This is a genomic window from Alteromonas sp. G4i13, from assembly GCF_054960505.1.
Map to the genome: position 1 here is coordinate 13598 of NZ_JBHNYX010000022.1, position 20477 is coordinate 34074.

The window sequence follows — 20477 nt, forward strand, 5'->3', positions numbered from 1 at the left end:
TCCCCCTAAAAGCTGAAACTTAACGCAACAAAGAGAGTGTGAACAACCCCATCTTCATCATCTACAACAAGACCATCTCTGGCGCGTAGGCCAGTTCCTCTAGCTTCAACATCAGTTCGCTCAAACTGCACTTTAAAGGCTAGGTTTTCTTGCAAATCCCAACGCCATCCGAGAGAAAGTGTTTGTTGATGATGTGCCAAGCTACTCGCTACTTCTTCTACAAAAACGGCTAGTTGAGCAGTGCTCTCGTTTATTGGGAAGCCAGGTTGCTCTTGGCTAAGAAAGTATGTGTCTGTTTTTGCAAATGAGTATAAACCGTAGAATGTATGCGCACCATAAAGATAGCTGAGGTTGAGGAAGCCATTAAAAGAGGGTCTCAACGCAATTGAATTTGAATCGATATATGATAGCTCGCCAGAAAGCTCCCACGCATCAAAATAACGGTTGAAGTAAACGGACGTATAGTGAATGGTTGTATCTTTAAGGCTTACTTCTTTAGCAAAGTCTATGGCGCCGCTCCAAAATGGCTGTAGCTGCGCAACGGAAGCAGCTACAACTGCTAAATCTTCGTCGTCATTGTCCGCTTCGGTTTGGGTGTGTTTAAGAGCAAGGCTCCAGTCGAATGAGACAAATTCAACACCAATTGAACGTAAGTTATTAAACCTAATCGGGTTGTAATCGTCACTAGAAAAGTCACTCTCTCCGCTTCCCCAAAAGCCTTTAATCAATAAATTAAAGTTGTCGTAAGGCTTAGTGTAGCTAATGTCTCCTCCATCAAAGCTTCTTGCGGGAACAATACCGTAAACCTCGGTGGGGACTTTCACCCAAGGATAGGCTATCGACACGTCTCTGGTATCACTGAAGTGAAAAATATCGGCCGCAAGTCTTCCTGCTCTTACTTGCCACGATGGGGTTATATCGTATCTTAGAAAAGCCATCTGGGTTATCGAATCCAGGTTTTGCTCATCTTGCTCTCGATAAACGAATTGACCCACAAAGTCTAGGTTATCAGAAACGCTGTAATCAAGCTGTACGCCAACTAAACTCAAAGGCTTGAATGCAAGGCCGCCTTTTTTCGCCGATTCAGCTTGAGACCGGTCTGAACGAAACTGATACCTGTCAGAATCGGAAGTTGCTGTTGCAACGGTGCCAAAACCACTAACCTTTACGTTCTCTTTTTCAGCAAACGCACTATTAACAATGAGGAAGCTCATCACCATAGCGATAACTGAGAAGGGCTTTTTAATCATCAATGCGTATCCAAATTCAAGCTTGTCTTTGCTAACACCTAAAAATCATACTTTCGAGCTGCTGGTTACAGTAAGAATAGTAAAGAAACAGGAAAACGTATGAAAAGTCAGCTTTTTTTATTTTTTTAACCGAGCGCTTGATAAATGCGAGTGGTATCTTCGAGCGTTGTTTGACCAGCATATCATTTAGCTTGTCGTTACTGTAGGGGGGATTCCTAATATGACTTATTGTTACTGCTGTTTTTTTATTTTCAACAGAAATGTTTGTAAGCGGCTTTCACTGTCTACGGCTCCAATTTGCTTTATAATTCCTGACGTAAAGGAGAAAAAACGTGAATGAATATGCTCGGTATTTTAACGGCTACCCTTCAACTATTGTGGAGCAAGCCTTACAGCTCATTTCCAGCAATCGGCTACAGCGTTATTTACTAAAAAAATACCCAGAGGCCCATGATATAACCACCGACAAATTGCTGTATCAGTACGCGACGGAATTAAAAAAGCGATACTTAAAAAATGCGCCACCGTTTGGGCGCGCCGCGTTTAAAAAGCAAGGTGATATGATAACTAACGCGCTAGGTACGCATACTTACCGTATGCAGGGTAAAACGCGCAAACACGACTTGGCCATTAATAACGATTTACTCTATGCCCCAGAGGCCTTGTTAAAAGCCCTTGTAGTGCATGAACTGGCGCACTTTAAAGAAAAAGACCACAATAAAGCCTTCTATAAACTTTGCTGCTATATGGAGCCAGATTATCATCAACTAGAGCTGGATTTACGCTTGTTCTGTGTGGCCGTATCAATGGGAGAAAATCCGTACACGTAACATGTGAACGCCTCATCAGGTGTCGCTATGTTTAAACCCATGTTGAGTACAATTGTCGTGTGCTTGCTATAACTAAATTAAAGCCCAAGCGCTGGAATTAACGAGGAGTATTAATGAGCATTGCTAAAATTATGTCTACGCGGGTGGTTAGCGTGCACATGGATGACAGTTTACAGTCATTGCGCGAGCTCTTTGCTGCTACGGGGTTTCATCATTTGGTCGTGGTGCATGACAATAAGCTGCAGGGGATTATATCTGACAGAGACTTGATGAAATCGATTAGTCCTTTTGTAGATACCCTAAGCGAACGAAAGCTTGATCGCGCTACATTGGATAAAAAAGCGCACCAAATCATGACTCGTGAAGTCATTACACTTAACCCAAGTGACTCTGTTTATTCGGCTATTGAGCTTTTTAATACCCATAAAATTTCCTGCATTCCTATTATCGACACGAAAAGGCATCCAGTAGGAATGGTGTCGTGGCGCGATGTGATGAAGTTTATGCAAAGTAGGGTAGAGGCAAAGCGTTAGGTCGGTACTCGTATGTTATTAATAGTGAACACCGCTTTAAAGGGGAGTGGTCTCTCTACCTGCGTTTATAAATTGCGGTAAAGAGACCGTTAGTTTTAAAGCGTTAGCTTTTGCGGTAGCTGACTTTAAACAGCAAACTGTAGAGTACGGGCACAGCGATAAGTGTAAGTACCGTCGCAAAGGCCAGGCCACCCATAATGGTCACTGCCATATCGGCAAAGAAGGCGTCGAACAGCAGCGGCGCCATACCTAAAATGGTCGTTACCGCCGCCAGTGAAACAGGGCGTACACGGCTGATCGTAGCGTCAACAATCGCTTGGCGAATGGCTAAGCCTTCTTCTATCTGAAGGTCAATTTCTTCAATAAGTACAATAGCGTTCTTAATAAGCATGCCAAACAAGCTTAAGAAGCCGAGTAGCGACATAAAGCCAAACGGCATATCGGTACCTAATAGACCAGAGACTACACCAACAATAGCCATAGGTACTACAAGCCAGATAATCAGCGGCTGACGAGCATGACCGAATAGCAACACTGAGATAATAAACATGACTAGGAAGCCAGCAGGCAAGCCAGCGCCCAGCGCTTTTTGTGCATCGCTAGAGCTTTCAAATTCGCCGCCCCATTCTAATGAATATCCAGCTGGAAGTTCTATGTCTTCAATAAGTGGGCGGATTCTCGCTAACGCTTTGGCAGCAGTTTCATCGTCACCCGGCTCAGCTTCTACCGTAATGGTGCGAACGCGGTCGCGACGGTGAATACGCATTTCTTCGGTCATTAACTCCAAGCCCTGAGATACCTGCGTGAAAGGCACATATTGGCGCTGTTGCGTAGACCATACTTGTGATTCACGTATTGATTGAAGCTCGGTATCTTCTGCCTTACCCATCTTTGCAATAATGTTGTAAGCATAATCACCGTCTTGCACCGTACCTAGCTGAACGCCGCTACTTGCATACTGTATAGTCTGGCTAAAGTCACTATGCGAAACGCCAGCAATCCCTGCGTTGTAGTTGTCAAATTGCGTATTAATAGCAAAGCCTTTTTCACGCCAGTTATGTCGAACGTCTTTCACTTGTCCGTCAGCAAAAAGCAGTGCTTTGGCTTCATCCGCCAGTTCGCGAAGTATTTCAGTATCTGGGCCTGAAAAACGGGCCTCAAGTTTTGCACCAGAGCCGGGGCCAAACTGCATGCGCTCCATATAAAAGCTAGCGTCGAAGTCTAGGTCGGTAAGCTTACTCGCAAGCGCGCTTTGAATAGCCGGAATATTATCAAGTTCATTCGCACGAACCATGAAAAAGGCATAGTTTTCGTTAGCACTTTTAGGTGCATAAGTGAGGGTGAAACGATCGGCGCCTTGCCCTATAAAGGTGGTTACAGCCGTGACGTTTTCCATTCCCAAAATACGAGCTTCAGCTTCTTTTGCAATGACTTCAGTGGCACGTATATCTCTATCTTGCGGGCCCCAATAATGCACAAAGAACAGCGGCGCGTTTGACGGAGGGAAGAAGCCTTGTTTTACCATGCCAAAACTTCCATAAGCCACGATAGTAATAACAAACAGTGCACCAATGGTTACCCAACGAAGCTTAAGTGCGCCTAAAAGTGCACGCTTAAACCAGCGTTGCGATGCAGAGAGTTCGTTACCTGTGGTTTGCCCAATACCTTTGCGGTAAAAATACGCGCCAAGCACGGGCACCAAGGTTACCGCTAATACCCAACTTATCATGAGGGAAACCAACACTACGGCAAACAATGAATAAAGAAACTCGCCTGTAGCATCGTTTGAAAGGCCTATGCCTGAAAAAGCCGCAATACCGATAACGGTTGCGCCAAGTAAAGGCCACTGTGTACGCTTAACAATAAAGCTGGCTGATTCTTTGGCTGTAGAGCCGGTGGCCATGCGCAGCATCATCCCCTCAGCAACTACGATAGCGTTATCTACCAGCATACCCATGGCGATAACCATGGCACCAAGTGATATCCTTTGAAGCTGAATATCCATAAGCCACATGATTAGAATAGTACCTAGTACGGTGACAAGTAGCACAGAGCCAACTACCACGCCTGAGCGCCATCCCATGAACAAACATAGCGTTAAGGTAACAACCGCCACCGACATAACGAGGTTATTTATAAAGCCAGTAACCGATTCGTCGACGACTGAGGCCTGATCGTAAATAGGCGTAAGCGTAATACCGACAGGCAGTTCTTGAAGCAGCTTTTCTACTTTTGCGTTAACACGCTCGCCCACATCAACAATGTTAACGTCGGTCAACGCTGATACTGAAAGCGTAAGTGCTTCTTCGCCGTTGTAGCGTACATGAACGGGCTGTATGTCGGCAGGCTCTAACTTTAGCGTGGCAATATCAGCAACCCGAAGGGAACGGTTTGTGCCAGGCACTACCACTGACAGATTAGATATTTCTTCTAGTCTGTCTGGCGCGCGCTCTACAATTAGGCGCACATTTTTTTCGTCAACTTTAATACGGCCGCCGTTGAACGGGCGCAGGTTGTCTTCAAAAAGAGAGGCGAGATCAGGAAATGAAATGCCTAAGCCCGCGAGTTGATAAGGGTTGATATAGGCCACTATCTGTTCTTTTTGAACGCCAGTGACATTTACTTTGGCAACGCCTTCTGTAGTAAGCAGGTCACGTCGAATAATTCGGGCGAATTCTCGAAGCTCCCGGGTATCGAAATCAGGTGCACTTAACGCGTAATAAAGCCCGTAAACGTCACCGAAATCATCAAATACCACTGGGTTTTGTGCACCCGTTGGCAACGAGCTTGCGGTGTCGCGAAGTCGCTTTCTCAACTCATCCCATATCTGTGGTAAGAGGTTACTGTCGTAAGTACTCTTAACTTCAACGGTAATTTCGGAAAGGCCCGGCGATGAAACTGACGTCACTTCCTTTAACTGCGGCATTTGCTGAATGGCAATTTCCAAGCGTTCAGTGACTTCACGTTCTACCTTTTCAGCACTGGCTCCAGGATAGTTGGTGTATACCTTTACCTGTTTGATGGTAAACGCAGGGTCTTCTAAGCGACCAATTTTGCTCATAGCCAAAATGCCGCCTAAAAGCAGGATGACTACCATTAGCCAAATGTTGACGGGCTTATCAATTGAATAGCGTGCGATATCCATAAATTACTTCTCTCCTTGGTAAGGAAGTACTTTCATGTCTGCACGCATTTGTGTTGCTCCAGCAGCAACCACTTGCTGGCCAAGAGTGATTTCACCTTGGCTTTTACCTTCGATAATTGCTAGTTCATTTTCAATATGCTTAACATTTACAGCTCGCTTTGTTACTGCATTCGTTTCTTCGTTGTATACCCATACGGCAAAGCCAGAGTCCTTGTTACCCACAAGTGATCTTACAGGCACAACAAAGCCCTCTGGATACAGACTACCTTGTAGGCTGACTTTTACCACTGCGCGGGCGCCTGGCGTTAACGGTAGTTCTTCGCGAGGCTCCATGGCAAACACCACTTCATAAGTTTGCGACACAGGGTCGGGTTGAGTAGAGTGCTCTACATAGTTCACCGGGTACCACTGGCTGCGATTGGTGGCTAATGTGGCGCTGGCTTGTTTTATCCCACGGCCAATATTGGCAGTAAGTAAGCGCTCAGGAACATTTATGTTGAAGTATATTTTAGACACATCTTGCAGGCGAGCAATCGGCGTACCTGCGGCAACAAAACTGTTATTTTCAACAAGTCGTTGAGATACCTTTGCATCAAAAGGAGCATAAAGCTGTGTGTAGCTCAAATCTTGCTCTGCATTTTTTAAGTCGATAACCGCTAGTTCGTAAGATGTTTTTGCAGTATCCAGAGAGCTCTGTGCAACTAGCTTTTGAGCGAACATTTTCTCAATTCTATCAAGCTCTCGTTTAGCCTGATCAAGTCGTGTCGTAGACTCGTCCACGCGTCTTTCGAATGGTTTACGATCAATAGTGGCCAGTAACTTGCCTTTATTGATATCACTGCCTGTCACCAAGTCGGTCTGGATAAGGCGGCCTGAAACTTCAAAGCTTAAATCGACGGTTTTCACTGCCGATACAACGGCAGGGAAGGTGAATTCGTCAAAATCTGGAATGTTGCTAACCGTAGCGAGTTTGACATAACGAGGTGCAACGTTTGCTTGTTGCTCGGCAGGCTCTTCGGAAGAACATGCACTTAAAGTGGAAACCGATAAAACGCTTAAAAATAAAATGTGAGAGAATCGCATCATGGACATAGGTGTATGTAATCCATAGTCAGGGTAATTAAAGTATAGATGTGTAAACCAAGGTAGTGATGATATGCACAACGGCAGCAAAGATAGTCATTACCTAAAGTAAACTGGTGAGTGCATTTTAGTGCGGTCACATTGAAAAGTAAACTGTTCGGTGTAAAATGATCGGGTTAATGTAGCGGATAACTAATTTTGAGAATTTCCATATGGTAGGCAACACACGTACGCGTAGCGACATCAAACGCGAAGCCATTATTCAGGCGGCAACACAGGCATTCCAAGAGTTTGGCGTTAACGGCACAAGCATGGATAAGCTGGCTGAACTGGCAAATGTGTCAAAGCGCACTGTGTACAATCACTTTTCTACAAAAGAAGAGCTGGTGATGCATTTGGTTACGCAGCAGTGGCAAACGGCTATTTTAAATATTAATAAAAAGTACGATGCTACGCTTCCGCTAGACGAGCAGCTAGAAGACCTTATTTTGCAAGACATTGAGTTTATGGTGAGTGAATCACACCTCGATTTAGCTCGGGTTGCGATTGGCCACTTCTTCTACGAGCCGGAAAAGCTAAAAGATGAAGTTGCGCAATTAAAAGCCCAAGAGACGGCTATGCACCGCTGGTTAAAGGATGCCAAAGCCGACAATAAACTCGCGTTTGACGACTTGGATCGGGTTGTCGATGAAATTGATAGCTTAGTAAAAGGGCAGTGCTTTTGGCCTCAGCTGTTCAAAATTGAAGATTCCCTCAGCGATAACGATAAGAAGAGCTTAGCAAAACACACAGTGGCTTTGATTTTAAGCCGCTATGCTGTTGTGTAGTTGGCAGGCTATATCAATGAGTTTGTTCAAGGCTCTTTCAGTATTGAAGGGCCATTGAACTTTTACTTCCCAAACATTTTTTCCGCTTATCCGTCTTCGCGCTAACTTCACAGATCCCTCTTGATTCAAACGGACTACACTTCAGATGATGTAGCCAGTAAATACCTTTTCACTTAGCTGTTTGTTCTCCCTGTCGCTCGTCCTCCGACACCTGCAATATGCTCCTCTACAATCGTACGAAATATATTCACCTGCTTATTCTTTAGTCTATTTTGGTGCAATTTGAGTCTTATTCATCTAATAAATTAAGAAAATTTATAAAGAGTTTTTAAATTTTGTCGCTTTTGCTCTCGTCATTTGTTCTAAATTTTTATAATATCCCGACCAAAAATAACAACTATTATTATTTGCAATTGCAAAATTCGGCAGAAAGCCGGGTCGTGATAATAGGGTTTTACAGATTTTTAAAAGTAAACACACAACACTTACAGAACACTTGGAGAGCAATTTTGAAATTCAAACTTACGAGTATTGCTGCTGCGATAATTCTAAGCCCAGCAACTTTTGCTGCTGATATGGAAGATATTGAGAGACTAACGGTGAAAGGGAAGTACCTTTCGGTTAACCAGTCCAACTCAATTAAAAGCCCTACACCTATTATCGACGTGCCACAGAGCTTGTCGATTATTACGGCTGAAGAAATAACGGCTCGCGGTATTACTAGCATTGGACAAATTATTGACTACGCACCAGGTGTTAATACATCGCAAGGTGAAGGTCACCGCGACTCGGTAGTATTCCGTGGTGTGCGCTCTACTGCAGATTTCTACTTAGATGGTAACCGTGATGACGTTCAATACTACCGTGCACTTTACAATGTTGAACAGGTAGAAATTCTTCGTGGTCCAAATGCATTGCTATTCGGTCGCGGTGGTACGGGCGGTATCTTAAATCGTGTATCTAAGAAAGCGAAAACGAGCGATAAGTTTGTAAACTACAACGTATCTGCTAATACGTTTGGTGCATATAACTTACAGTTAGACACCAATGTTGACACGGGCGATAAGTCGGCCCTGCGCATTAACGCCATGTACGAAAGCTTAGATAATCATCGCGACTTCTTTTACGGAGATCGTTACGGCTTCAACCCAACGGCACGCTTTGAGTTAAGCGATGACACAATTGTTGATGTGTCGTATGAATATATCGACCACGAGCGCTTTATTGACCGCGGTGTGCCAACAGCCAACGGCGAGCCAGTTGAAGCGTTTGAAGAAATCGTGTTTGGCGATCCAGATAACAATTACCAAACATTGGGCGCTGACGTGTTCCGTGCAAACGTTGAGCACACTTTCTCAGATAACCTGAAAGGTAACTTCAACGCTTTTTACGGTGACTATGACAAAGTTTACTCGACCTTTTATGCGGCAGGTTATAACGCTGAGACTGAGCAAGTAACGCTAGACGGATACGTTGATACTACGCAGCGTGAAAACATGATCTTGTCTTCTAACCTAGTTGGCGAATTTGAAACGGGAAGCATTGGGCACACGGTTATCTTCGGTGGTGAGGTTATTAATACCAAGTCAAACCAAGATCGTTACAACCCTGTGTTTGATTCCACTGACGGTGATAGAGAAACGTTTAATATTTCACGTCCGTTAAGCTTCCGTGGTTTAACTGGTACAAATGCTGAAGGCGTAACAGTTACAGCAGACTTCTCTGACTTGAACGACGATACGCATGTAGACTTGGATGTATACTCTTTCTATGTTCAAGATGAAATTGCACTATCAGACAACTTCGACCTTGTACTAGGTGCACGTTTTGACAGCTTCGATATTGAAGTATTCAACGCGGACCCTGAAGTTTTAGAGACACGCAGCAGAAAAGACGAAGAAGTGTCACCGCGTGCAGGCCTAGTGTATAAGCCACAGAAAAATATCTCTATATACGCTAGCTACAGTGAGTCATTCTTGCCACGCAGCGGCGAGCAATATGCGAATATTAATGGCGACGCAAACGCGCTAGATCCAGACACGTTCACGAACCAAGAAATTGGTGTTAAGTGGGACTTCAACGACAGCATGAGCTTTACAGCAGCTATCTTTGAGAACGAGCAGACGTCATTGGATAACGACCCGAATGACCCTGAAAGCTTTGTTGAAGTTGACTCAGATGTATCTGGTTTTGAGCTACAGCTGCAAGGTTATATCACAGACAAGTGGTATATTACTGCAAACTACAGCAACCTTGACGGCGAAAACGCAAGTGGCGTAGAGCTTCGTGAGCTGCCTGAAAATACGATGTCTGTGTGGACAACCTACGAAGTGAATGAAGTATTTGGCTTCGGCATTGGTGCTACATATCAGGACGAAAGTAAGGTATCGACAAGTGCTTCATCGCCTGTACTACCTAGCTATACGCGTGTTGATGCGTCTGCTTACTACACGCTTAGCGACAAAATGCGCCTTCAGTTAAACGTTGAAAACTTGACTGATACGCTTTACTTCCCGAATGCACACTCTACGCATCAGGTAACAGTAGGTGCGCCAATTAATGCGCGTCTATCACTGATTGGTTCTTTCTAAATTAACCGTCAGTTTTAAAATATTGTTTAAAAGCCATTCGCGAAAGCGAGTGGCTTTTTTTATCTTTGCACTTTGTATTTAGAGGCTTTGTGCTCTATTCGCCTTGCTTTGCAAAGTCGATAAGTGTCTGTCCATCCATACGATAGCCTAACCATTCACTCTTTGGTTTAGCGCCAAGTGACTCGTAAAAATCGATAGCTGGTTTGTTCCAATCTAAAACGCTCCATTCGAAACGCCCGCAGTCGTTTTCTACCGCTGTTTTAGCTAAGTGTTGCAATAACGCTTTCCCTGCACCCAGGCCACGTGATTTTGGTGAAACATACAAATCTTCAAGGTAGAGACCATTGCGTCCTTGCCACGTTGAGTAATTAAAGAAATACACAGCGAAACCAATAGGTGCGTCATCGCTTTCACACATTACACAATGCGCGGTTGCGCCTTCTCCGAATAATGTTTTTAATAGCGCTTCTTCATCTGCTTCTACTTCATGCTCTGCTTTTTCATAAATAGCAAGTTCCAGAATGAACTGGCGAATTTGTGAAATATCCTCAGGCGTGGCGGGTCTTATTGAAATGGCGTTGCTCATGGTGACTCCCATCATAAATAATCAAAAAAAATGAGCCAATAAAGGCTCATTTTAAAACAGTTAGGTGTTTGTAGCTTTTCTCAGCGATAAAAGCTAGTCCATCGATGCACTTGGCTGAGGTACATGTGTGTGTGAAGTACTATTGCCGTCGTTATCCTTAGTAGGCTTTTTGCGTACAATCTTGCGCTTAATAAACGTAAACGGACCACGTAAATCAAGCAATATTAAGTACAAGCACGGCACCAATATAAGCGTTACAAGCGTAGCGTAAAGTACTGCAAAGCCGAGTGCTGCAGCCATTGGTACAACAAACGCTGCCTGTAGGCTTGTTTCAAACATAATGGGCAGTACGCCCACAAACGTAGTGATTGAGGTTAACGTAATCGCTCGGAAGCGCGCGGTACCAGCTTCGGTCACCGCTTCTTTAATGCTGTAGCCTTGTGCACGGCGCTGGTTCACAAAGTCAGTCATGACTAGTGAGTCATTGATAACAACCCCCGCAGCAGCGATTAGGCCAAAGTTAGACATCATAGATAAGTCTAAGCCCAGCACAAAGTGGCCGAAGACTGCGCCTGTAAAACTAAACGGGATAACCGACATGATAATAAGTGGTTGCCCATAGCTTTTAAGTGGTACAGCAAGAAGGATATACACCATGATCATGGCAGCTAAGAAAAACAATATCTGCTCATTCTGTTGCGCTTGCTGCTCCTCAATGTCACCACCAAGTTCAGTCATAACCGACGGGAACGACTCTTTTAATTGAGGAAGTAGCTTCTCTCTAATTTCAGTGACCACTTCGTTTGGCTCAATCTTTTCTTCATCGATATTGCCCCAAATGTAAACGCTACGGTATCCACCTTCACGGCGAATGTAGCTTATACCTGGTTTCTCCTCTAAGGCCACAACGTCACCCAGCATAACTTCCTGACCATTAGGCGTGGTGATCAAAGAGTACTTCAAGTCGGCGAAGCGTTCGCGGGTAAGTTCTGGGTAGCGCACCATTACTTTCACTTCTTCACCGTTTCGAATAACACGTTGTGCCTCGCCGCCGTAGAAGCCTGCACCTACTTGAGAAGCGATATTAGATAAAGTAAGACCCAAGTCGTACGCAACTGGAAGCAATGTCATTTGTACTTCTTTGCTTGGAGGGTCGATAGTTGAGCTAACGTCAAACAAGCCCTCTTGCTGCTGCAGCATTTCAATAAACTTAAGACCTGCTGCGTTTAGGGTGTCGATATCAGGGCCAAAGAGTAAATAACCAAATTCGCCGTCATCACCATCACCGTTTACGTCATCAACTACGGTAAATGATTTCATGCCGGTAATTTCAGGAATGGCTTCGCGCCAGCGACGAGCAAGCTCAAACGTGTCAATAGGGCGGTCTTCTTCATTAACTAACGGCGTTAAAATACGGCCTTCAGTTCTGTCATCGTTAAACGCCAGGCGGTCTCTTATCATGCCTTGACCAAACTCATCGATGATTTGTTCTTCAACGTCTAAGATTGTTTGCTCAACAATTTTTAACGCGTTAATGGTTGCTAAATCTGAGACGTTTTCATTCATCTCTATTTTAACGCTTGGGAAGTCATGAGGTACTTTCGGATTGGGGACCATTCTTACGTAATTAGCACCAATAAGCCCCATACTTAGCATTAGCATTGCGACGAACATCATGAGTACAGCCCAGCGCCATTCAATCGCTTTCGCTAGAGAACGCTTGTAAGGACCGTTAACAAAAGCAAAGAATCGCTTGTTAAAACGCGACCGCCAGCTATTTTGTTTAACTGGGGAAAATTTAGTGTGGGCTAAGTGGGCCGGCAGAATGAGCTTAGATTCAACTAGACTGAATGCTAAACACAAGATTACGACAACAGCGATATTATAGAAGAACGCGCCTTCAGGCCCGCTGCTTAGCGTAAACGGAGCAAACACGGCGATAGTGGTTAAAACACCGAATGTGGCGGGCGTAGCTACGCGCTTGGCACCGCGGATTACATTGTCAACACCGCCACCTTTGCTTTCAATTTCGGTGTAAGCACTCTCGCCAATAACGATCGCATCATCAACCACAATACCCAGTACCATGATAAATGCGAACAGCGAAAGGATGTTTATGCTTACACCAAACAAAGGCATTAGCATCATGGCACCAAGGAAACATACCGGTAAACCAACCATAACCCACACGGCAAGCCTAAAGCGCAAGAACAGGGTTAACATTAGCGCCACTAGAATTGAGCCTTGAACCAGGTTCGACAACATCATGTCTAAACGAGCGTTAAGGTAATAGGTCATATCAACCAGAATTTCTAGGCTTACTCCTTGAGGAAGGCTTTCGTTTTTCTGATCAATATAGGCTTTTACGGTTTCGGCTACAGGAATGGTGTTTTGGGTTTTAGTGGCTTTAACGGCAATGTAGATAGCGTTCATGCCGTTGTATTTAAAGTAGCGTTCACCTTCAACAAATCCATCGTTGATATAAGCGACATCGCCCAAGGTTACCTTAGCGCCGCCTGTGCCAATTTTAATAGGGATTTGCTTAAACTCATCGCCGCTGTAGTACTGGTTTTCAACACGTACCGATACGATACCTGAGTTAGTTCTAAGCTGACCTGCGGAAATGTTGGCAGAGTAACTATTAATTGCCTGTGTGACATCGGCAATAGTTAAGCCGTACTTCCTAAGCGTATCAGGTTTAATTTCAATGGCAATTTCATCGTCCGGCGTATTGGCTTCAACCAAAGAGATAGAGCCAAGTTGTAGAAGCTCATCTTCCACCTCTTTTGCCAGCACTTTGAGTTCTGATAAAGGCAAGTCACCGACAATAGGCATTTCAATAACTTGCTGCTGGAACTCTACTTGGGAAACATTAACCGGCTCCATGCCAGCGGGGAAGGTGGCAATACTGTCAACGCGAAGCTTCACCTTATCAAGTACATCTGTTAATTCAGCTTTAGTGTCAATTTCCAGTGTAACTGCACCGCCACCGCGAAATGCACGTGAAACCGTACGCTTAATCTCAGTAATGTCTTTTACTGCTTCCTCAACTTTAATGAAAATACTCTCTTCAATCTCTTGAGGTGAAGCACCAGGGTAGTTGGCTTCAACGGTGATGTAGTTTATTTCGATGTTTGGAAACATCTGACGCTGAATAGTGAAATAGCTCGCTATCCCCATGATGATGATAAAAATCATCAGTAGGTTGGCGGCCACGGAGTTTCTGGCGAACCAAGAAATAATGCCGGTTTGTGTATCGTTGTGGTTTTCCATGACAGCTCCTTAGTTCGCTTTTGCTGTCACAATTTCGGTCGTGGTCTCAATGACCTTAACAGGCATACCGTTTTGAGGATATTCGGGCAAACTCATCACGACTTTTTTGGCATTGAAATCGCCTTGAATAAGGAAGTCGCCATTTTCTTCGCGAACAACTTTAACCTTTTGCGATTTTAATCTGTCTTCGTCATCTAACGTCCACAACAATCGATTGGTTACCAACTCTTGAGGTACGCGGTATACGTCGCTAAGGGTTTTTCCTTCAAATGCGATTGTGCTATACGAACCAAACTTTACGATAGGCTTCGACGAATTGATGGCGTAAGGATCTTCAATACGGGCAACGAAATAGCTCATACGCGTGGTGTTATCTACCACACCCGTATCACGGTGAATGGTACCTTTTACAGTAGCGCCCTGCACATCATCTACTTCGATGGCGATTTCACTACCAATGGTGTTGTCTGCTAGAAAAACACGGTCAAAGCCGGCTACAGGGAAGGTTACTTCAGCGTATTCGATGTTGTTAATGACAGCGACTGGCGTGCCTTGAGTTACATAGTCACCAGTGCTGATATCTCTAGATACTATAAGTGCATCGTATGGTGCTTTTACCTTACAGTTGTCTAAGTCACGCTTTGCGATTTTAAGCTGCGCTTCAGCTGATTTTACGCCAGCTTGCGCACTCATCACTTGAGGTTTGCGAAGGTAAAGGTCAGTAACCCGTGCGTTAGGCATCGTTTTCGCTTCTTTGGCAGCGACATCAGCTTGGGCTTGCTCTTGGATAAGCTGTGCTTGCGCGCTAGCGAGGTTAGCTTCAGCCAGCAACAATGCCGCTTCATATGCGTCAGCTTCTATTTCAAATAAGGTTTCGCCACGTCGAACCAGACCGCCGCTCACAAACTTAGGGTTCCAGCGCTCAACTTCTCCCGATACCTGAGCTGCAAGGTTTGTGGTTTCAAGGGGCGTTATTTCGCCATACGAGGTAAGTTGAACGCGCACGTCTTCTGGCGATAAAGCTTCAATAGTCACCGTTGGGCGGGTATCAACTTCTTCTGTAATAGTATTATCAGAGGCAGAGGCTTCGATTCCTTTCATACCTAAGTAGCCTACTAATAAAACACCAATAGGCAGTGCAACTTTCATCCATTTCATGGCTAAATCTACTTTTATAGCGAATACTTTACATAGTGTAGCGCTAAAGTGTTTCAGGAATACAGCGCAAATGTAACTAAACATGAGTCAATTTTGTGTAAAGTCAGTTATCCGTACTGATTTAAACAGGGAAATTGGTTTAGTTTTCCGAAAAAGAGGGGGAGCTCAACGACGAAAATTCACACACGAAATCTCGACCATTATCTTTGGCATAGTAAAGTGCTTGGTCTGCTCGACGAACGGCGCAGGAAATATCTATATCGGGATTTACTTCGCTCACCCCGAAACTACTCGTTACATGGATCTCGCTACCGTTAATATTAAGCGGTGCGTTGTTCAAAATATCTCGAATATTTTCCAAGGCATTTACAGCACCCGCTTCATCAGTATCGGTAAAGATGAACATGAATTCTTCGCCACCCCACCGTGCGAGAATATCTTGTCCTCGCAGACGAGAACTAAACACTTTTGAAATCTGACGAAGGACCTCGTCACCTTGTTCATGGCCTAAGGTGTCATTAATACTTTTAAAGCGGTCAATATCTGCAATGGCGACTGAAAATTTACGTTTGCTTCTCAGCATTCTTGCGTACTCGCGCTCTAGACACTGCTGCGCACCTCGCCGGTTTAATAACTGAGTTAAGTGGTCATGCTTGGCCTGGCGCTCAAACTGCTCACTTAAATAAAGTGCTGTGTCGTAACTCTTTTGTCTACTGTACTCATAAAACGCCGACAGAAATGAAACGGTTAAAAAAGAATACAGTAAACGAGTTTTAAACGCGTAGGTGTAGTTTGCTACAAATGAAGCGTCATTGAAGGCGAACAGCACGATGGCGCTAACTAGCGTATAGGCAATAAGTGCGATGAGGCCTCTGACAAAGCCTGCAAAAAACATAGTGACTGGCGGCACCAAGTAAATCCAAAGGGGACCGGTATTGTCTTTTCCACCGGTAATCAGCAGCAGGAGAGTCAGTACCATTAAACAGATAATGAGAAGTGTTATAGACCATGTACGAGCTTTGGCTGACGCAAACCGAACTTGTAAGCGCTGTGAAATAGCAAATACTACACTGGCAGTATAGAGCGTAGTTGAAAGAGAATATTCACCGTCAATAAAAGCCCTAGAGCCAAGCAAGAACGTGATAGACATACCCACTGCCGCAAAAAGGTTCACCACCATAATGCGTCTGTTGGTTTCATCCTTGTAGTGACGGCTTACGCCACTAAATACGTATTGCTTGAGAGCGCCGAACATGATTAAACAGATTTTGTCACAGTTTTTCTAATATCTTCTGCGAGTTGTTGGATAGTATTTCTCATTGCTTTGATACTTGGAGAAAATCCATCATCTTCAAGGGGCGTTTTGAATAAAAATGGATAGCTTTGCGTTTGGCCTTCCACGTGAGTAATCACATATTGGCCAGATAGAATAACTTCCCCTTCATAGGTGCTGACAAAATCATTGAGGTGCAACGCCATATGAATGGCTTCTTCACTTGCGTAGTGATCGGGGCGAAGCAATGACACTTGCTTTGATGCTAACGCGCTGGTTAGCGCCTTAGTAAGCCCTTCGTCTACAGGTTCGGCCCATAAGTGACTGGTTGAGATATGCAAGTTGGTGTCACTGGTTTGGTACACAAGCCCACGGTGTTTGAGATATTCCGGTAGGGTTATCTTATCTATTACAACAGCCGTTGATGCTTTGTTTACGGTATATGCACTGTCACCCGTGGTGTGAAGTAAGTAGTATGTCAGCGAACGAGGCGCGCTACTACACGCCGATAATACGCAGGTGAAAAGCGCAAATACACCGATAAACAGTGCTTTACCTGTAGGTTGAGATGGGAAAACCTTAAACTGCTGTATCATTCTATTTATTCCTTCCATCCTTGTTTTTGGATGTTTCGCTATGGCAATACTGTCAATTGACATTCACTGTAGCGTATTACTTTCTTAATATCGGCTAATTATCAAGGATAAAGAGCATTCATTTTTTACGCCATTGTTGCTCGAAAATTAACCGCGTATTTGTTTGACTCTACTGCGCTAATTCTTCGCTTTAGGTTGAATGTCCGCTTCATCATCCTTTGAAAATATTAAACTATTCGGAGACTGGTTTAGCTTTAACAATAAAGGCTGAATGTTGCGCATGGTTTCTTGCAGCGCATCAACGGTCTCTTTTATCTCAGACTGGTTAAAACCACCCTCGCTGTAATTTTTAAGCAGGCCATCAAGGCTAACAAGAACCTGATTAAGATTACTATTTAATGCTTTCGCATCAATATCAGCGATAAGTACATCAAAGTCGCTGCTCGCCGTTTCCACAGACTCAGCAGCTAAACGCATGTCTTCAACGGCTAACTGCACATTTTCCACCATTTCCTTAAGCGGAAGCTGATTGATTTTGTCTAAAATTGCGTCGGCCTTTTGCGTCAATTGCGTGAACTCGTTACTAACAGTAGGAATTACTTCGTAGCCGTTAATCACTTCAATGCCGCCGTTACTGTCGGCATCAGGTACATGCTGTAAATCTACATACAAACCACTTGTTAATACATTACCCATGCGTAGCGATGCGCGAAGATCTCTTTCTAGCCAGTTTCGAATGGTTTGCTTTATTGCACTAAGGCCTTCTTTGGTATCAGGCTGCCTTGCTTTACCGGGGTAAATATTAATAAGCACGGGGATGGGATAATCTCGCTCCAAAATGTTGCCATCTAAAGCAGGGAAGGAGTTGATAGCAGTTACGTTGCCAATTTCAATACCACGGTATTCAACCGGTGCGCCAACGGTTAGACCTCGCACACTTTCATCGATAAGTAGCAAGTATTCAGCGGCGACTTTATAACGTGCATCTGAGGCGGATGTGCTATCCCCATAAATTGTGAAAAAGGCGTTATCTAGCACTTGTTCACCTTTTGGCACGCCGTCAGGGATCCCAAAGGTAATACCGTTTGCTAATAAGGTTTCCAAGCTGCCTGTTTCAATGCTTACACCGTTCGATTCAAGCAACAATTTAACACCGCTGACATCCCAGAAACGTGTCGTGTTGGTTATGAGTTTATGGTAAGGCGCTTCAATAAATGCGTCGTAATACACCACACGTTCTTCAATATTAAAGGTAGCGTCTTCAAACTCGCCAACTTTAAACCCTTTATAAATAACGGGATCGCCAGGTTTGTAGGCAAATTCGTCGTCACTTTTTAACATAACATGAAGCCCTGGAGTGCCAGGAGGCGTAACCGGTGGGCGCTCAAGTGCCGTAAAATGGAGTTGCTCTTTGCCTTTATCACGGGCTGACATGGCAATATAGCTGCCAGACAAGAGGGTGTTAAGCCCTGAAACCTCTGAAAAACTTATACGGGGGGCGACAACCCAAAACTTTGCATTTTCATTGAGTAGATGGGCCGCGCTAGCATCAATTCTGGCCGTGACAAGTACGCCGTTTAAGTCAGGCTTTAGCGTTATCTTTTTTACCTGTCCAATATCTAGGTCCCGCACTTTTATTGGTGTTTTGTTTACCTCAATACCTGTTGCCGAATGCAGCTCTATCGTAATGAGAGGGCCCTGATTCTTCCATTGGTAGTACACCATCCAGCCACCAATAACGATAACAAGAATTGGGATAATCCAAATGCGAGAAATGGACGAGGTCGGTTTGACCTTAGCTTCATTAATGTTCGGATCGTTTGTGGTCATGGTAATTGCTTCCACTGCTGCCAAATTAGCCTCGAATCAAACGTCATCGCGGCTATCATCGTTACAAATACAACGGCACAAAAGGCGAGTGCCGCTTGGCCCGGATAAATAGACATGGTGTTCCCCATCTGAATAAGGGATACCAGCACTGCTACAACAAAAACGTCTATCATCGACCAGCGGCCTATCGCCTCAGTGATGCGGTAGTAACGTATACGTAATTGTTTTGAAGTGGTTTTCTCTCGCTGTACGGAAAAATTGAGCCAAGCAAGAATGATAATTTTTGCCACTGGCACTACCACGCTGGCAACTAAAATAATTATCGCCACTGGATACGAGCCCGATTCCCACAACGATATGACACCACCAATAATCGTATTGGGCGTCTCTTGGCCAAAAAATTCAGTATACATAATTGGTAGTACATTAGCAGGAATATATAAGATACAAGCAGTGATCAACAACGCCCACGTACGCTGAATACTCTCTTGCGCTTGCGCTTCACACAATGGTTTAGGTTGTGGTGGTTGGCCTTGAGACATCCACATGGCGTAGCGTGTGGGATCAAATTGAGATATACAAAGAGCCGTGAACGCTGAAAAGCCAACGAATGCATAAAATGATAGGCCTATGGAAACGTCGGCCAATTCGGTAATTTTGATAAGGCTAACCAAGGTACCAACAAGAAAAATTTCTGCCATGCTCCACGGTAAGAGGGCTTTCACAAGTTTGTAAAGCCGCGGCAAGTAAAAGGGGCGTCGGTTTTGTATTTGAGCTAAAGATAACAATAGCAGGCCGCCGAGTACCATTCCGGGCAGCAATAATGTTGCTAAGCTGGTTATTATCGCTAGTGACAAATAATCGTTTTCAATGAGTACGGTAATACCGGTAGGCAAATCAATACTGTGCTTTTGCCCGCTAGCTTTAAATGTCAGAAAGTTAAAAGGTAACGAAAGTAATAAAAATATCAGAGCACTGAAAGTATAAGCGAGCAACTTTTCGCTTGCGCCATCGCGATGAGATATTAGTGTGTGGTTACATACTGAGCACACGGCCCGTTGCCTGTGTGCTAGGGCGGGAATGTGTACCTGAGTATGGCATTGCTCACAAACTATAGATAACGTATTTGATTCAGCCATATGCTTTTGCACGCCACTTTTTGTATGCTCGTTGTATGATAGATAGCAGCCTAGAGGTATAACCCGTTGATTTTTAGAATCAACAGCATAGCTTATTGCAGGCATGTCGGGAAGTATAGCCAGTCGTATTTAGCAGTATAACAACAATAATTGACGATTAAGTGATGGAAATAGCAAACGAAATTCGTAGTGTATATGGAAAAATTAAGAAGCAGGTAAGTCGTTTATTCCTGAAAAGGCGTGTTGGTTTTTTACGTTTTTGGATGAGTATTACCTTTGCTCAGCGATGTTATTTTTTAGCAACCAGCATGCTTTTGTTGCAAATATTTCTGAACATAGAAAGTAGACTGTTTGAAGCAATAA

General features: G+C 44.2%; 14 protein-coding genes. 4 read left to right on the top strand and 10 right to left on the bottom strand.

What is annotated here, in order from left to right; all coding sequences use genetic code 11:
• Positions 1–5: 5 nt before the first annotated feature.
• The gene (locus ACFI6J_RS12180; protein ID WP_069943991.1) at positions 6–1250 is read right to left on the bottom strand and encodes a hypothetical protein; all 1245 of its coding nucleotides are present in this window, start codon (positions 1248–1250) and stop codon (positions 6–8) included.
• Between the two features lie 332 nt (positions 1251–1582).
• Between ACFI6J_RS12180 and ACFI6J_RS12185 the strand changes: the two genes are divergently transcribed.
• Together ACFI6J_RS12185 and ACFI6J_RS12190 are read left to right on the top strand one after the other, a co-directional pair.
• Positions 1583–2080, top strand: a complete 498-nt coding sequence (locus ACFI6J_RS12185) for a M48 metallopeptidase family protein (RefSeq protein ID WP_014976045.1) — start codon at positions 1583–1585, stop codon at positions 2078–2080.
• Between the two features lie 113 nt (positions 2081–2193).
• Complete coding sequence (locus tag ACFI6J_RS12190) at positions 2194–2613, top strand: CBS domain-containing protein (RefSeq protein ID WP_014948884.1); 420 nt, start codon at positions 2194–2196, stop codon at positions 2611–2613.
• A gap of 103 nt (positions 2614–2716) precedes the next feature.
• On the opposite strand, the gene ACFI6J_RS12195 is transcribed toward ACFI6J_RS12190, so the two are convergent.
• Together ACFI6J_RS12195 and ACFI6J_RS12200 are read right to left on the bottom strand one after the other, a co-directional pair.
• Positions 2717–5758: an efflux RND transporter permease subunit gene (locus tag ACFI6J_RS12195; protein WP_069943992.1), complete on the bottom strand. Its 3042-nt coding sequence runs from the start codon at positions 5756–5758 to the stop codon at positions 2717–2719.
• A 3-nt stretch (positions 5759–5761) separates the two neighbouring features.
• Positions 5762–6844 carry an efflux RND transporter periplasmic adaptor subunit gene (locus ACFI6J_RS12200; protein WP_061485276.1) on the bottom strand — a complete coding sequence of 361 codons (1083 nt, stop codon included), beginning with the start codon at positions 6842–6844 and terminating at the stop codon, positions 5762–5764.
• 209 nt (positions 6845–7053) lie between these two features.
• Here ACFI6J_RS12200 and ACFI6J_RS12205 point away from each other — a divergent pair, with 209 nt between their 5' ends.
• Together ACFI6J_RS12205 and ACFI6J_RS12210 are read left to right on the top strand one after the other, a co-directional pair.
• Entirely contained in the window at positions 7054–7668 is a 615-nt protein-coding gene (locus ACFI6J_RS12205) for a TetR/AcrR family transcriptional regulator (protein ID WP_014976048.1), read from the top strand.
• 509 nt (positions 7669–8177) lie between these two features.
• On the top strand, positions 8178–10259 hold the full coding sequence (locus ACFI6J_RS12210) for a TonB-dependent receptor (RefSeq protein ID WP_049585922.1): 2082 nt from the start codon (positions 8178–8180) through the stop codon (positions 10257–10259).
• 94 nt (positions 10260–10353) lie between these two features.
• On the opposite strand, the gene ACFI6J_RS12215 is transcribed toward ACFI6J_RS12210, so the two are convergent.
• The 7 genes from ACFI6J_RS12215 to ACFI6J_RS12245 all read right to left on the bottom strand — a co-directional run bounded on the left by ACFI6J_RS12215 (position 10354) and on the right by ACFI6J_RS12245 (position 20114).
• Positions 10354–10845 (bottom strand): GNAT family N-acetyltransferase, encoded by a 492-nt coding sequence (locus ACFI6J_RS12215; protein ID WP_049585890.1) that lies wholly within the window; start codon positions 10843–10845, stop codon positions 10354–10356.
• Between the two features lie 93 nt (positions 10846–10938).
• Positions 10939–14118: an efflux RND transporter permease subunit gene (locus tag ACFI6J_RS12220; RefSeq protein WP_156086138.1), complete on the bottom strand. Its 3180-nt coding sequence runs from the start codon at positions 14116–14118 to the stop codon at positions 10939–10941.
• A gap of 9 nt (positions 14119–14127) precedes the next feature.
• Positions 14128–15276 (bottom strand): efflux RND transporter periplasmic adaptor subunit, encoded by a 1149-nt coding sequence (locus ACFI6J_RS12225; RefSeq protein ID WP_014948891.1) that lies wholly within the window; start codon positions 15274–15276, stop codon positions 14128–14130.
• A gap of 139 nt (positions 15277–15415) precedes the next feature.
• Entirely contained in the window at positions 15416–16531 is a 1116-nt protein-coding gene (locus ACFI6J_RS12230) for a GGDEF domain-containing protein (RefSeq protein WP_069943995.1), read from the bottom strand.
• 2 nt (positions 16532–16533) lie between these two features.
• Positions 16534–17145 carry a PqiC family protein gene (locus ACFI6J_RS12235; RefSeq protein WP_069943996.1) on the bottom strand — a complete coding sequence of 204 codons (612 nt, stop codon included), beginning with the start codon at positions 17143–17145 and terminating at the stop codon, positions 16534–16536.
• Positions 17146–17322: 177 nt separating this feature from the next.
• The gene (gene pqiB / locus ACFI6J_RS12240; protein ID WP_049585894.1) at positions 17323–18975 is read right to left on the bottom strand and encodes an intermembrane transport protein PqiB; all 1653 of its coding nucleotides are present in this window, start codon (positions 18973–18975) and stop codon (positions 17323–17325) included.
• Positions 18972–20114, bottom strand: a complete 1143-nt coding sequence (locus tag ACFI6J_RS12245; protein WP_145912130.1) for a paraquat-inducible protein A — start codon at positions 20112–20114, stop codon at positions 18972–18974. Before ACFI6J_RS12245 ends, pqiB begins: the two co-directional genes overlap by 4 nt.
• Positions 20115–20477 lie beyond the last annotated feature (363 nt).